We start from the raw sequence: 15,178 nt of genomic DNA on the forward strand, positions 1-15,178 counted from the left end.
GGAAATAAAAAATGGGTAAGAATATAGTGCGATTAGGAGATCCAACAACACACGGTGGATCGGTAATTTCGGCTTCATCAACTATGATTATAGAAGGTAAGCCTGCTGCTTTAATTGGTGATCTGGTTAGTTGCCCTATAAAATATCATGGTGTAAATCCAATTGTGGAATCATCTGAAAAAAGCTTTTCAGATGGAAAAGGGATAGCGATGGATCAGTGCGAGTGTGCGTGTGGCTGTAAAGTTATAGCCACAATTACTACTGCGGAGATTGAATAATATTATGTCTTGGCCTAAACCTAATATTACCAATATTGTAAGACCTCCAGTGCAATTAAATCGCGGAAGATGGGGGCTTTTTATCACTGCTTTAGCTATTATCTCAAGCTTTATTCTTGCAAAAGCTTGGCCAAATGATAGTTACGCCTCACAGTGGACATATTGGGTCGGTGTAGCATTTTTTCCGACATTAATAGGTGGTTCAGCTTTTAGTATTCGATTATACCTATATGGGCTTGCACAAGAAAAATATGATATTTGGCAAGATGAACAAAAAAAAGTTGAACAAAATTGGCAAAAGTGGGCAATGAAGTCATTATTGGTTCTTGACAGCGCTTATGTAATACCGGATGAAATAACTGCCAGTTCTATTTTAGAGAATGGCTCAAATTTGCATTCCAAAATTAATAAATCGCTAAAATTTAAAGACAAGTCTGAACTAACCTCGGCTTTTGATAATATATTTTGTTCAATGAGCGATGCTATATCGATCTTACCGAGTAAAGCAAATATCAATATTTCTCTCTATATGCCAATTGACTCATATGAAAATATTGATAGAGAAATAGCTCGAGCTTATCGTAACTCAGGGATTAAACATGATTATAATTTAAATTATATGATTGACACTGTGCCTAATATTGAAAAAATTGCCGAATGGATAGATTCACCACAGCCAATGATTGAGTTAATTATTATTAATAATACTCAATCTAGTGCCTCAGAGTTTTTAGCTGCCTTTTTATTGGTAAATAATGCCCAATATCAAGATTTAGAAATAAAGAAAGCTAAAGCTCAAATTTTAAGACCGATGATTGATGAAGAATTGCCAATTGCAATTAAGCAAATGGTTGAAATGCAACCTGCAATAAAACAAGTAAGTCATCTTTGGTTTGTTAATTTAGATAATAAACAAGAAACAGAAATCAACAAACAGCTAGTTAATCAAAGTGTAGAGCCTGAGCAATTATATGGACTAGAAAAGTTTGTAGGTAAACAAACAGAGTTATCTTATTGGCTAGCGTTAGCAATGAGTTCTGAAATGATAAATAAAACTAAACGGAATAATTTAATTGCTACTAGAAACCAAAATCAATGGTTATTTTCGGTAGTGACATTAGCGTAAACGGGAAAGGGTGTTGTAATGAGAAGTAAATGGAAGCAGTTTGGATTAATTTTCATTATCCTGATAGGAGCCGCATCATTAGCCATGGGTATATACCTTTTTGGCGACGAGTTAGGTTATAAGACATTAGGAAGAAAATTTGAGATATGGCTATATGGCATGTTATTTATAGTGGGTCTGATTATAGCTCCTTCCCTTATTTTAAGAAGTCGTATAGGCTGGGTAAGAGATAGAGTTAAACGTGAATCACTTAATCCTAAAGAAACAACTACTAGCCATAAAAAAATAAAAACATTTAATGAATTTTCAGAAATTCAAAAAGAATGTAAATACCGACGCGGTTTATTTTGGCGTTATAAAATTCGCAAATGCCTTGTATTAGGTACATCATCTGATGTTCAATCAGCATTTCCTCGTTTACAACAAGACAAATGGCAGCTAAACGATAAAACATTAATGATCTATGGCGGTGATGTTGAAGAACAACTTAATACATCATGGTCAATCGCATTAAGAAAACACTTCTCACGTTGGTTACCATTCTCTCGTAAACCGTTAGATGCAATCATATGGGTTGTAAATAAAGATTATCTTGTCAACTCTCGACAACAACAATTAATTATTGAGAAGGCAATATTACAATTCCAATCGCGAGATAAACTATTAAAATGGTCTGCACCTCTCTACTTAGTTGCTGCCCAAGAAAATACATGGTCACAAGCAGGGAGAACTGAACAAAGTGTTGGTCTTTTCTTCTCTAGTTTAACACCAGAATCAATGGAATCAGTGGTATTCTCACTCAATAAACTATCGGAAGAATGCAGTAAGCGTGGAGTACAGCAAATAAAAGAAAACGTTTTATATACATTCTTACTTAAACTAAGTCAAAAGCTAGTTAAAGGCGATATAGAAAATATTAGGCGTTACCTAAATGCATTGATCTCATTGCCATATTCTCCGCGTATTCGTGGACTATTTTTCATACCTCATCAAGAGTTACCAACCGATGAAGAAGAACAATTCTTTGATAACTACCTTACAATGACACCAACATGGGAGTCAATCAGTGATGATGCAACGCAGCTAACTGGTAAACGTATTGGTCTTCAATGGGGAATGGTTTCTGGGTGTGCTCTTATCGGAGCTATTTTGATGTTTGGCGCAGGCTTAATCACATCCTACGTTAAAAATGCATCATTAATTAATGAAAGTATTGAGTTGGCTACACAAGCTGATAATTCTGTTAAACAAGATTATACAGCAAGATTACAGATACAATATCAATTACAACAACGCATTGAACAGCTCCTGTATCGCAAACAACATGGCGTACCGTTATTTTATGGTTTTGGATTAAATCATAATGATCCACTGTTAAATAAATTATTGCTTAGCTATAGAACAACTAACTCACGCAATATTGCTACACCATTTCATAATTTATTGACAGATTATTTAACTTTATTAACTGAATTACCACCAGATAACCCTGAGCGAGCTAAACTTGTTGATTCTGCATATGATGTATTAAAAGCATATTTAATGATGAGTCAATCAGATAAAAGTGATGGCAAATATTTAAGCCAATTTGCTTCGCAAAGATGGCGAACACCTGAAGGTGTTAACGACGGTGATTGGCAGCGACTAATGCCTGATTTGGTTCGTTTTTGGGGACAAATGCTTAAAACGCATTCTGACTGGACGCTAAGCGAAGATAAACTATTGGTTAAAAATTCACGAAGAGTATTAATCAATAAAATAGGTGTTCAAAATGCGGTTAATAGACTGTACCAAGAAATAATTCAACGTGCTAGTCAACAGTATTCAAATCTAAGTTTATATGAATTACTGCCTGGGATAGACAGTCATATACTCTTCTTTAATGATGTTGAAGTGCCGGGTATCTACACTCGAAAAGCATGGGAAAACACCATAAAAGATGAAATTGAAGATGCGGCTAAAACACGTAGAGATCAAATTGACTGGGTATTAGGCGAAGGTGGTAAAAATAGCCTAACAAGAGCAATTTCGCCTGAAGTATTGAAAAAAGAACTTACTGAACGTTATTTTAATGAATTTGGTGCAGCTTGGTTATATTTTTTAAATACTATACAGTGGCAACAAACTGAAAATATTTCAGACTCTATTGAACAATTAACATTACTTGCTGATAGCCGGCATTCCCCACTCATCGCTTTGATTAATATTGTCAAATATGAATCAGAAACTGAGTTCTCAAAAGATGGCATATCTGATAATTTAATGCGTACTGCGCAAGAAATTATGGGTAAAAAATCATCAAGAAGCATGCTAAAAGAGAATGAAGGATCAGGACCTTTAACTGCTACATTTGCCCCTTTAATTAATTTACTTAAAAATGATAATAACAGTGGGCTTTCATTACAGAGTTATTTATCACGTGTTACACAAGTGCGCTTAAAATTACAAAATGTAACAAATAGCCCTGATCCTCAAGCCATGATGCAAGTGCTAGCTAAAAGTGTTTTTAAAGGCACGTCCGTTGACCTAACAGAAACACGAGATTACGGAAACTTAATTGCAGCTAACCTTGGAGATGAATGGGCTGGATTTGGTTATAGTTTGTTTAAACAACCACTTGAACAATCGTGGCAAGTTGTACTTTCTCCTGCAACAAACAGTTTCAATGAAGTTTGGCAAAATTACATTGTGAACCAATGGGAAAAATCCTTTGCAGGACGCTATCCATTCAAAAATAGTGAAAATGAAGCATCTTTAGCGGAGCTTGCTCGATTCCTACGTTCTGACACAGGAATTATTGATAACTTCATTATTAACGAACTAAGTGGTGTTCTAGAGAAAAAAGGTGGAAGATGGATTGTCAATACTGTCAATGCCCAAGGTTTAAACTTCTCACCAGAGTTTCTTGAAACATTAAATTTATTTAATGATATTTCATCCGAATTGATTACATCGGGCGATATCGGATTATCATTTGATTTAATGCCACGAAGTGGGGACAAAATAGCTCGCACAGAATTAGTTATCAACAAGCAAAAATTGGAATATTTTAACCAAGCACCAACATGGCAACGATTTAACTGGCCTGGTGATGGTTACTCACCGTATTCACAACTTAGCTGGAGCAGTGATGAAACTGGCTTACAACTTTATGAATACTTTAATGGAGATTGGGCTTGGGTACGACTTCTTGAAACAGCGTCAGTTAAACCATTAGACTCATCACGTTATGAGATAGTATGGAAGGCACCTGATGACAATAAATTAAGATTCATTCTACGAACACAGTTAGGTGGTGGACCATTAACACTGTTGAAATTACGCAACTTTAATTTACCACAAACGGTATTTGAATAGAGATTAATAAAAATCAAATAATGGAAAATTGTTATGTTTAGCCAACTGTTAAGTCGTATCTTTGGCACACAAGATGCCAGTGAATCAGCAAAAGAACAGCTAAATCAAAAATGGGCTGATTGGTTACAACCAATCAGCCCAGACAAACCTTCGGGTGAAGATTTAACTTATTATGATACTTTTCAAGAAATAAAAGATGAAATCAATAAGCTTTCAGGCATTGATTACCCAATGATTGTTACTGAAAGCGAAAACATGATAAAACAAAGTAGTAAAGACATCCGTGTTGCTACTTATTATTGTCTTGCTCGATTATACGTTGACGGTGCAGATGGCTATGCAGATGGGATAGAACTACTTGGTGGCTTACTTAACACATTCGGATCATCGATCTATCCCTCTCGACATAACATTCGTAAAAATGCGATCGAATGGTTAGCTAATGCTAGGTTTATCGACCAACTTACCTTAGTGCAGCCAATTTCTGAAGAACATTTAAGTCGTATTATTATTGCATTAAATGAAATAGATCAAAGTTGTAAAAAATTATTTGTAGGTGAAACGCCAGAACAAACGGTTGAACCACCAGATTTATCAGCACTTTTTCATTTTTTTAATAACAACCTAAAGCAACAAGCTGCAAATACATCAACTGAAGAAGCAGCAAAACAGGCAACAACAGAAACGGCATCAGCTGTTGAATCGCCGATAAAAATTGCTGATGTAAAAATTAGCTCTCAACGTGATCTTCTTGATCAAGCTCGCAAAATGGCTGCTTTCCTGCGTGAAAAACCAGAAGGGTATTTACCAGCAGGGCGATTTTTACGAATACTTAGATGGGATACCATAATTGACTTACCGCCAGTTGATCAGAGAGGTAGAACACGCTTACCAGCACCAAGGGCTGAACTTAAACAAAATATTAATCGATTGATCCTACAACAACAATGGGCGGAATTATTTGAACGTGTTGAAGCTGCCTTTATGGAAGGGGCAAATCACTTCTGGTTAGATTTACAACGAGCAACGATCTTATCGCTTCAAAAATTGGGTGAGCCTCATCAATCTTGGGCAGATATTTTTCTGGCTGACATCGGATTAATGTTAGAACGACTCAATGGTATTGAGCGCCTTTGTTTTGATAATGGAATGCCATTTGCTGACGATGAAACCTTAAATTGGATAGCGACAAACGCGCGTATACACCATTTAGATGAAGATGACAGCATTGGTCCAGTTTCAATATCGGGCGAAAACGATTGGGTAGAAATTGAAAAACAAGCCCAAGAATTAGCGCGTAGCGAAAATTTAGAAAAATCATTTCAATGGTTACAAAACTTACCATCTGTACGCTCACCGAAGCAACGATATTTACTTCAATATACACAAGCTCGAATTGCTGAACAGCTTGGTAAACAAGATATTGCACTAAAATTACTAATTGGATTGAATAATCAACAAGAAACATTGACATTAATTCAATGGGAGCCCGAATTAATCTTTGATGTAAAACGTTTTCTACTGAGATTAATGAAACAAAAAAGCCAATTAAAAGACGGCATAAAAGTCAATCTGCCAGAACAAATAGATCTGTTACAACATGAATTAATGCAGCTTGATCCTGCTCGTGCATTAAATGCGATGTAACATTATTTATAACTAAAAGACAAAAATATAATCAGTTAAGAGAAAAACAATGGATGATTTAATTCTACGCTATTACGAATCAGAAATGCGTTATTTGCGAGAAGCTGGAAAAGAGTTCGCTAAAATACACCCAGACAGAGCAAGTTTATTAAACTTAGATCGTGTAGGTGATCGCGATCCTTACGTAGAACGATTATTTGAAGGTTTTGCTTTTTTAACCGGGCGGTTACGTCAGAAAATTGACGATGATATACCCGAACTAACTGAAAGTTTGGTGACATTACTTTGGCCACATTACCTGCGTTTAATTCCTTCCATGTCGATAGTTGAATTAACGCCTGATTACTCCATATTATCGCGCCAAGAAGTGATTCCAAAAGGATTACAAGTACAGACTGAGCCCTTAGGGCATGTTGGAACTAAATGCCCATTTAGAACAACACAATCAGTCACATTACAACCAATAAAAATAAATCGAGCAAAACTTGAATTAAGTCATGACGGTCGAAGTGTAATATCAATACGTTTAAGCTTTAGTGAGCTAGCTGACTTTGAACAGATCGACCTGTCTTGTTTACGGCTTTATCTCAATGCTGATGCTCCAATAGCTTCTACATTACATCATGCTTTAACTCAACAAGTAGCGGCTATGCATCTACGCTACTCAACTAATACCGAAGAAAAATTTAGCTTCGACGGTAAAATAACACCAGTAGGATTTGCTGATGAGGATCGCTTATGGTTAAAGCCAGATAATGCTTTCTCTGGCTATCAACTGCTATTAGAATATTTTGCATTTCGTGAAAAATTCATGTTTGTTGATCTGCATGGTTTAAACATAAAAAATGTACCAGAATCTTGTACCTATATTGACATTGAATTAACACTTAGTGAAACTTGGCCAAGCGATATGCCATTGGCTTATGACAATATCCGTTTACATTGTGTTCCAGTCATTAACCTATTTGATATGGAAGCCGATCCTATTGTAGTAAATCAATTAGAAAGCGAATACCTACTTCGCCCATTATTAAGACAAGACGGACATGTCGAAGTTTACTCAGTTGAACATGTAGAAGCTATTACAAAAGAAGGACGATATCGTTATGTTCCTTTTACTAGTTTTAAACATCGTGGTGGCATGTTACGACATGACTCACCAGAACGCTATTATCACACGCGCGTTCGTAAAGGCGCATCGGGACTGCATGACACATGGCTAATTCTTGGTGGAAAAATCTGGGATAAAGATGAACACTTTGAAAATGAAACGTTATCTTTACGAGTAACAGGTACCAATGGCATGTTACCGCGAAAAGCGTTACGTAATGCTCGAATTCACGAACTTGCTGATTCTCATAGTAGCATTGCCAAAGTACGCAACTTATGTTCGCCGACAATGCCATGTTACCCACCAACAGAAGACCGTTTTTATTGGCGAGTACTATCACACCTAGCGCCGAACTACCTATCGCTAATGAATGCCGAAGTGTTACGTGGAACACTTGCTTTATACGACTGGACAGAAAATGAAATTAATCGCCGACGTTTAGAAGGAATTATTGAAGTCTCACATCGAATAATAAAACGAACAGAAAACGGCATGTTACAACGTGGAATTGAAATTGAAGTTACGCTAAACAGTTATCAATTCACAGGTGAAGGTGACATGATGCTATTTGGCGAATTACTACAGCAATTTTTTGCCTTGTATGCCGATGTTAATCTATTTACACAACTGGTTATCATTAGTTTACCAACAGGAAAGAAAATAGTATGGAATCAGAGCAAAGTATCGAAAACAGCCCTTTAATGCAAATGATTGAAAAAGAACTGCCAAAAATAAACTTTTATCGTTTTTGCCAGTTACTTGAACAATTATATGCATCAGAACCTATATTGGGTAAAAACGAATCACCTGCTGCCGACCCATTGCGTTTTGCACCTTCGGTGGACATGTCTTTTCCAGCTAGTGAGCTCAAATATATTGAACGGACGCCTTATTTAAATCGTCCTGCGACAGTCAGAACCCGATTTCTTGGATTATATGGGGTTGATGCCGTATTACCGTTAAGATTACTTAACAACATTATACGCCGTGAAGATAATTACCAAGTGATGACAGATTTTTTGGATATGTTCAATCACCGGATCATCACGCAGTTTTATCGTATATGGTTAAAGTATCACTACCCTTCGAGTTTTACCAGCGGCGGGCGTGATCCTGTTTCCCAATGTTTATTGGGCTTAATAGGTTTAGGAATTAAAGGCACAGGTGACCAAATAGGCACTCCATTATCCCGTTTTTTGGCATTATTAGGATTAATGTCTCAAAAAACACGCACTGCTGAAGGGGTCGCTGGATTAATTCGGGTGATGGTGGATGACGCCAAAGTAGATGTCACTGAATTTTATCCAATTTGGCACACTATAGACACACCGGTCAAATTAGGGGGGAAAGGGCAACAGCGAATGGGATTAAATGGTGCTAGAGCATTAGGATCGCGTTTTAAAGAATGCAACCAAACTATCCATATTGCTATCACTCCTCAATATGAAGAGCAGATAGCAGAGTTACTGCCGGATGGTCAATTATTTCAAGATATATTAGCTTTATTACGAGTTTATTTAGGCTATCGAGTTGATGCCAAACTAACACTTAAAATCAAGAAAAACTTTTTGCCAAGTAGCAGGCTAACCTCGAAGAATTGTCGATTAGGACTGACAGCCTCATTTAGCAAAGCAAACACCAATAATGAATCAATTCAAGAAACCGTTGCTATAAACATAGGGCAATATTCGGGGATTGATTACAATGCACATTAAAAAGAAAAGGAATCAAAATGAAATTAATCAAATTATTAATTGCGAGTTTATCAATTGTATGGTTAACAGGATGTGGTATTGCACAAAGCGTAACTGAATCAGCATCGGATCTTAGTGATTCAGTATTTAAATGGAATATAAGAACACTGCATTTAGACCTCATAGCCAGATCAGAATTAAACATGGGGGATGACGGAAGATCTTCACCAGTTGTAATACGCATTTACCAATTGAAAAATAATAACAAATTTAATTCTGCAACTTACCAAGACCTAGTTACTCAAGATAGTGATGTATTAGGCGATTCATTGTTAGAAAGTAAAGAAGTCGTATTAAAACCTGATACCGCAATTTCAATTGATACACCATTAAACAAAAAAGCGAATGCCGTTGGGGTTATTGCACTTTTTAAAGAGCCAAACCTAAAAAATAACACATGGCGATTAGTGTTAAAGCGTGGTGACCTAAACATTACTTCAGCACGTGAAATTTCGGCAAAACAATACTCAATAAAATTAGAGGAAGAAGAGTAAAAATGAGTGCTTCGTTATACGACATGCTATACGGTTACTTTGAATCAGGCATACCGATCGATGACGTAGCCGAAAATGAACAAACCATTATCAGTGTCATGGATAACATTGAACGAATTTTAAATAGTCGTGCAGGGGCAATTCACCACCTGCCAGACTATGGATTACCAGACATGTCCACCGTTTTTCAAGCGCTACCTTCATCGGCTTATGTCTTAATGAGAGCGATTGAACGGACACTGCTGATGTATGAGCCAAGATTAGCTTCAATTGATATCAACATAGATGAAAAAAGCAATGACGCAATGGTATTAGGTTATGAATTGGTCTGTTATTTTAAAGAAGGTGGACTTGTAAAATATGGGACATATTTCATGTCGGATGGCAAAGCACGGTTAAAATACAGCCGAAAAACAGCGCGTCACTAACGTGAAAAAATAAATTTAAGATGAACGTTATCTAAGTAAAACGAATACATTAGATATCGAATCAAGGTAGCAAGATGAAATAAGGAATGAAAAGGAGATAAAATTGAAAAAAGATTTAAGTAAAATTATGAACCAAGTAGGTAATAATTTAATCAATGGACAATCAGACACTGTTAGCCATAACCGATATACCTTAATGATTGATGGGATTACATCACCAATCTCTACTTTAAACGTTAGTGGTGAAGAAACGTTAAACCAATTGTGGCGTTACACCATTACCTTTACCAGTACCAATAAAGTTTTATCAACAGAGTCTTTTTTAAATAAAGACGCATCATTTTCGTTTAATCCAACAGGTAAAAATATATTAAGTTCAGCAATTCGTTCCTTAAGTGATTTGCGAATGGGTAGCGATTCACGCAAAATTTATGGCATCATCACTGAATTTAGTCAATTATCTGTAAATAAAGACGAGGCACATTACCAAGTCGTATTATCGCCACGAATAGCTAGACTAACGCTAAATCGTAAAAGCGCCATATTTCAAAACCAGAGTGTTATTGGCGTTGTTGAAGAGGTGTTAAGGAATTCTGGGCTTAGTGGAATAGATTACCGTTTAGAACTTAGGGAACAATACCCAATAAGAGAATTTATAACCCAATGGCAAGAAAGTGATCTTGAATTTATTCAAAGATTAATGGCTGATGTTGGCATTTGGTTTCGCTTTGAAAGCCATGCTGAGCATGATTGTGATGTTCTTGTCATCAGTGACTATGAACAGGGATTTAAGCAGGTTGCCAACATCGATTACAAATTGCCAAGTGGCACTCTTGACGGTGGAACTGAAAGTATTTGGGATATTAGCATGCACAGCCAAACCGTTGAATCAGCGGTTCAAGTACAAGATTATAACTATCGACAAGCAACGGCTAATTTACTCAGCACAGTAAACTCACAACCTGATGACAAAACCACTTATGGTACCAACTATCGTTACGCAGAACATTATAAAAGTTTAATTGGTAATAGTTCAAATCATCATAATAGCGGAAAAAATGGTGATGACGGCGATGATGAGAAAAGATCACAGCATGAATATCGCAGTAGCGATGCTCCGGAAGGTGGTAGCTGGTATGCCCGTATACGTCATGAGCGAGCAATCAGTAAGCAAATTATTATTAGTGGTAAAACCAACCGTTATAATCTAGCTCCTGGGCAACTGATTTGCATCAATGGCAACCCATTAGCCGGCATGAATGAAGGGATAATTATTTTAAGTGTAGCGGGAAAAGGCAGTCGCACCGATTCTTACGAACTGAGCTTTACCGCCATTCCTTTTAATGTATTAAAGCCGTACCGTCCAGAGCCTATAGCTTGGCCACAAGTCAGTGGAACATTACCAGCACGTGTAAGTAGCCCTGACAATGATACTTATGGCTATATCGATACCCAAGGACGATATCGTGTTAAATTTAATTTTGATTTAAAAAACTGGAAAAAAGGCAGTGAGAGTTTATGGATAAGACTTGCTAAACCTTATGCAGGTAGCACCTATGGTTTTCACTTTCCATTAATAGACGGCACAGAAGTAGCGATTGCTTTTACTGACGGCAATCCTGACAGACCTTATATTTCCCATGCCATGCACGACAGTGCCCACCCTGATCTTGTTACGGCAGCTAACAAACACCGCAATGTGATTCGCACCCCAGCGAATAATAAATTGCGCATGGATGACAAACGCGGTCAAGAGCACATCAAACTTGCCACTGAATACGGCAAAACCCAACTTAACATTGGGCATTTAGTGGATGAAAATAAAGAAAAACGGGGTGAAGGGATAGAGCTGCGTACTGATGAATGGGGAGCAATAAGAGCGGGCAAAGGTTTATACCTCACCAGTGAAGAGCAAACCCAAGCAGGTGGCATGCAATTACAAATGGACAATGCTGTTAAAGAGCTAACTCAGGCCTGCGAAATGGTCAAAAGACTAAATGCTCTTGCCGAAGCGGCAGAAGCCGAACTTGCCGACTTACAAACTCAAAAACAACTGCTTGAACAAAGTTTAGAAGAGTTAAAACAACCTGGCATACTCAGTTACGCAGCCGCGGGTATGGCCAATGTTACGCCAAGCTCAATACAACATACTGCGGGTGAAAACCTGATTCAGACAGCACAAAACAATGTTGATGTCAGTGCCTTCAAACGCTTCATGGTAACAGCTGGCGATATGATAAGTCTCTTTGCCAATAAAATGGGCATAAAAATCTTTGCTTCAAAAGGAAATGTAGACATACAAGCTCAAAATGACGAAATGCGATTAAGTTCAAGACAAGACATGAAAATCACCAGCACCGAAAGTGAAGTCATCATATCGGCGAATAAAAAACTCACCTTAGCTTGTGATGGCGTAGCTATTATCATTGAAAATGGAGGGGTAAAAATACTCGCACCGGGGGATGTCAATGTAAAAGCAGCAAGTTTGGGCGTACTTAGTGCATCAAATTACGACGCACCAAAAGTCGAATTGCCAGAAGGTAGTGATTGCTCGGAGGCAATGGAGTGATAACCTTACAAAACCAGTTAAATAGTGAAGAAAACAAAAAGCATTATCGCTACCTATTAATTGATATGCTAGGGACAACAAGTGAATTAAGCAAACTTTACGCACAACGATTAAAACAGCTTTTACCTAAAAAAGATATTGCGGTGGTTAAACGACCATCGTTATCGCATCAATTATTTACATGTCCTCATCTAGTCTGTATTGGTCAGCCTGATCAAAATGTCAATACAGAACTATTATTATCTTCTATTATTCAGGTTAATGAGGATTTTTTAGCAGCCAAACCTTATGTGTGTGGATGGCTTGTTGCACCACAAACCATTGATGAAATAGCTCAAAGAATAGTCAAAATAGGTTTAATGCTAGGGGAGCTTTGCAACATGTCATTTGCTCCTTTCTACGAACCATTTAGAATGCAGCTATTACAAGATAGTCATCCAACCACACCTGATTGGATAAATGTTTTTCTTCCGGATAATTTAACTTATTACTATATAGATATACAACAAAAATTAAGGACAATTAAACCGGCTAAAAACAAACAACTACTACCGTCGAGTTTGCCGCCCAAAATTACTTTTTGCCAAAAAGAATCCGTTAATTTGTTCAGGCTTTATGTCAACTGGTACGACATAAAAGAAGAAATAGACGATGAAGTTAGTGAAAAAGACTTAATGGCATTAGTGGAACATTACTATACCGCTGTCAATACATTTAGCCTAACAGACATAAAAGACAGAACGGTATATACCTACTACTCAATGCAGTATGGTGAATTGCTAAAAGATGAAGAAATTGTCACTGTTATTAATGATGTAGCAGTACATTCGCCAGGTACTTTGTCTGAACGATTTTTAGCCATACACACTCACTTTCAAATGTTATTAAATAAAAAATAAATAATGAACAATAAGGAAATAAAATGGATGCAAACAATACAAAGATTAACAATACTAACTCAGAATTTAACGACAACGATCTTCAAGCCAATAACGAGCCACCAGTTGTAACACCTGAGCTGATTAATGAAGCCAAGGAAAACATGATATTGAACAATGGTAAATGTGGTGCATGCCAAAAAAAGGGCTTTCCTCTTTTTTTAGTTAGAAAAAGTGTGGTACCTAAAAACTTTAAAGGGATTGAATGGGACAAAGGCATGTTATCCCTAACAGACCGAGAGCCAGAAGAAGCGCTAACCCATTTTAAATATGCTTATCGAACCTTAAGAGAAGGTTATGTCTATCTATTATTACAAAAAAATAAATCGGTAAAAGAATGGCAAGGTACTAACCTAGACCTGTTAAAAGTGAGTGTATTTGAAGTGACCAATTCAGGTGCTTTTCGCTTAAGAGAGTTTAGAAACGTCAAAGGTTCACGCCCCAAAGCGCTACCAACATCGTGTATTGAAGAAGGGCATCAATTTAAAGCGAAATTTATCACAATAGACAATAAAATTTATGACAAAGCGTGGGTAGCCTACAGTTCTTACCGTTGGGATAAAAAAACGGTTGAATATTATCGTCAAAACGAAGACAAACGCAAACAGCGTTTTACTGAAATTGATTTAACCCAAACCAAACCAGAAGAGATGGCGGCATCTCAAAAACGCAGTTTTTCATTTAACGACTTTATGCATACAGGCACACAAGAACGTTACTTGCTTGAACTTGAATGCAGCGATAAAGAAGTACTTGACTATTTTGATACAGAACAACAAACGGCATATCAAAAATCATTAAAAGCAAAAACAACGGCACTAAATACCTCAGCCAATAAAGAGATAGGCAAAGGGGTGTTTTATGCCCAAAAAGTGAATTTAGACGATTTAATTAACAACACCACTGAAGAAGTACTGCGTCATTTTAGCACCTTATTTTGCACGGCTAGCCATTTTAACTCATTAAGAAAAGCGGTCGGTGGCGTGCATAAAGAATTTGAACAAACCATAAACAGCTATCGAAGTGAAGCACGAGAGCATTCAAATTACAAAACCGATGAAATTGGGGTCATACTGGTGGAAGACAGCTTTGGACTAGCCGAAGAGCTTTCAGTCCAACGCAGACAGCTATTAGCGCCGATAGTCAATGGATTAGCGGGTCGCAGTCAAGAACAGGTGATTGCTTTACAAAAAAGATTAAGCGCAAATTTGGGTAAAACCATCGAAAAAATTATTCTTGAAGGTAAAGATGAAATAGGCAACGATATCGACCCTGATATCATCAAATCGTTTTATGCTGAAAATATTTTAGATCTCAGTTATAACCAGCAGTATAAAGAGATTAATAGCACCCCTAACTATTTACGATTTAGCACCCCGCCTCAGGGTTGGTTAGAGCATAAATCTGAGGGCAACGCACGTACAAAAATAGCCGCAAATTTAGCCGGTCCGCGAACCAAAGCAATTCAAAATTATT

Annotated in this window: 11 protein-coding genes; all 11 read left to right on the forward strand. The window is 37.1% G+C overall.

Features of this window, described 5'->3' with window-relative positions; translation table 11 throughout:
• The first annotated feature begins 11 nt into the window (after positions 1-11).
• Positions 12-278 carry a PAAR domain-containing protein gene (locus A9G48_RS06065; RefSeq protein ID WP_034943663.1) on the forward strand — a complete coding sequence of 89 codons (267 nt, stop codon included), beginning with the start codon at positions 12-14 and terminating at the stop codon, positions 276-278.
• A 4-nt stretch (positions 279-282) separates the two neighbouring features.
• The gene (locus A9G48_RS06070) at positions 283-1,404 is read left to right on the forward strand and encodes a hypothetical protein (protein WP_034943660.1); all 1,122 of its coding nucleotides are present in this window, start codon (positions 283-285) and stop codon (positions 1,402-1,404) included.
• An 18-nt stretch (positions 1,405-1,422) separates the two neighbouring features.
• Positions 1,423-4,761 carry an ImcF-related family protein gene (locus A9G48_RS06075; protein WP_034943656.1) on the forward strand — a complete coding sequence of 1,113 codons (3,339 nt, stop codon included), beginning with the start codon at positions 1,423-1,425 and terminating at the stop codon, positions 4,759-4,761.
• Between the two features lie 33 nt (positions 4,762-4,794).
• Positions 4,795-6,408 carry a type VI secretion system protein TssA gene (gene tssA, locus A9G48_RS06080; RefSeq protein ID WP_034943654.1) on the forward strand — a complete coding sequence of 538 codons (1,614 nt, stop codon included), beginning with the start codon at positions 4,795-4,797 and terminating at the stop codon, positions 6,406-6,408.
• 49 nt (positions 6,409-6,457) lie between these two features.
• On the forward strand, positions 6,458-8,221 hold the full coding sequence (gene tssF, locus A9G48_RS06085) for a type VI secretion system baseplate subunit TssF (RefSeq protein ID WP_034943649.1): 1,764 nt from the start codon (positions 6,458-6,460) through the stop codon (positions 8,219-8,221).
• Positions 8,185-9,234, forward strand: coding sequence for a type VI secretion system baseplate subunit TssG (gene tssG / locus A9G48_RS06090; protein WP_034943646.1), 1,050 nt, complete (start codon positions 8,185-8,187; stop codon positions 9,232-9,234). The genes tssF and tssG overlap by 37 nt, the downstream gene beginning before the upstream one ends.
• A gap of 17 nt (positions 9,235-9,251) precedes the next feature.
• Positions 9,252-9,767 (forward strand): type VI secretion system lipoprotein TssJ, encoded by a 516-nt coding sequence (tssJ, locus tag A9G48_RS06095; protein WP_051825029.1) that lies wholly within the window; start codon positions 9,252-9,254, stop codon positions 9,765-9,767.
• A gap of 2 nt (positions 9,768-9,769) precedes the next feature.
• Positions 9,770-10,195 (forward strand): type VI secretion system baseplate subunit TssE, encoded by a 426-nt coding sequence (gene tssE, locus A9G48_RS06100; protein ID WP_034943643.1) that lies wholly within the window; start codon positions 9,770-9,772, stop codon positions 10,193-10,195.
• 103 nt (positions 10,196-10,298) lie between these two features.
• Positions 10,299-12,764 carry a type VI secretion system Vgr family protein gene (locus A9G48_RS06105; RefSeq protein ID WP_081299251.1) on the forward strand — a complete coding sequence of 822 codons (2,466 nt, stop codon included), beginning with the start codon at positions 10,299-10,301 and terminating at the stop codon, positions 12,762-12,764.
• Positions 12,761-13,663, forward strand: a complete 903-nt coding sequence (locus tag A9G48_RS06110; protein ID WP_034943641.1) for a hypothetical protein — start codon at positions 12,761-12,763, stop codon at positions 13,661-13,663. The genes A9G48_RS06105 and A9G48_RS06110 overlap by 4 nt, the downstream gene beginning before the upstream one ends.
• 23 nt (positions 13,664-13,686) lie before the next feature.
• On the forward strand, positions 13,687-15,178 hold a 1,492-nt coding region (locus A9G48_RS06115; protein ID WP_141672966.1), incomplete at its 3' end, for a toxin VasX.

This window comes from Gilliamella sp. wkB18, assembly GCF_001690875.1.
GTDB classification, from domain to species: Bacteria; Pseudomonadota; Gammaproteobacteria; order Enterobacterales; family Orbaceae; genus Gilliamella; species Gilliamella apicola_A.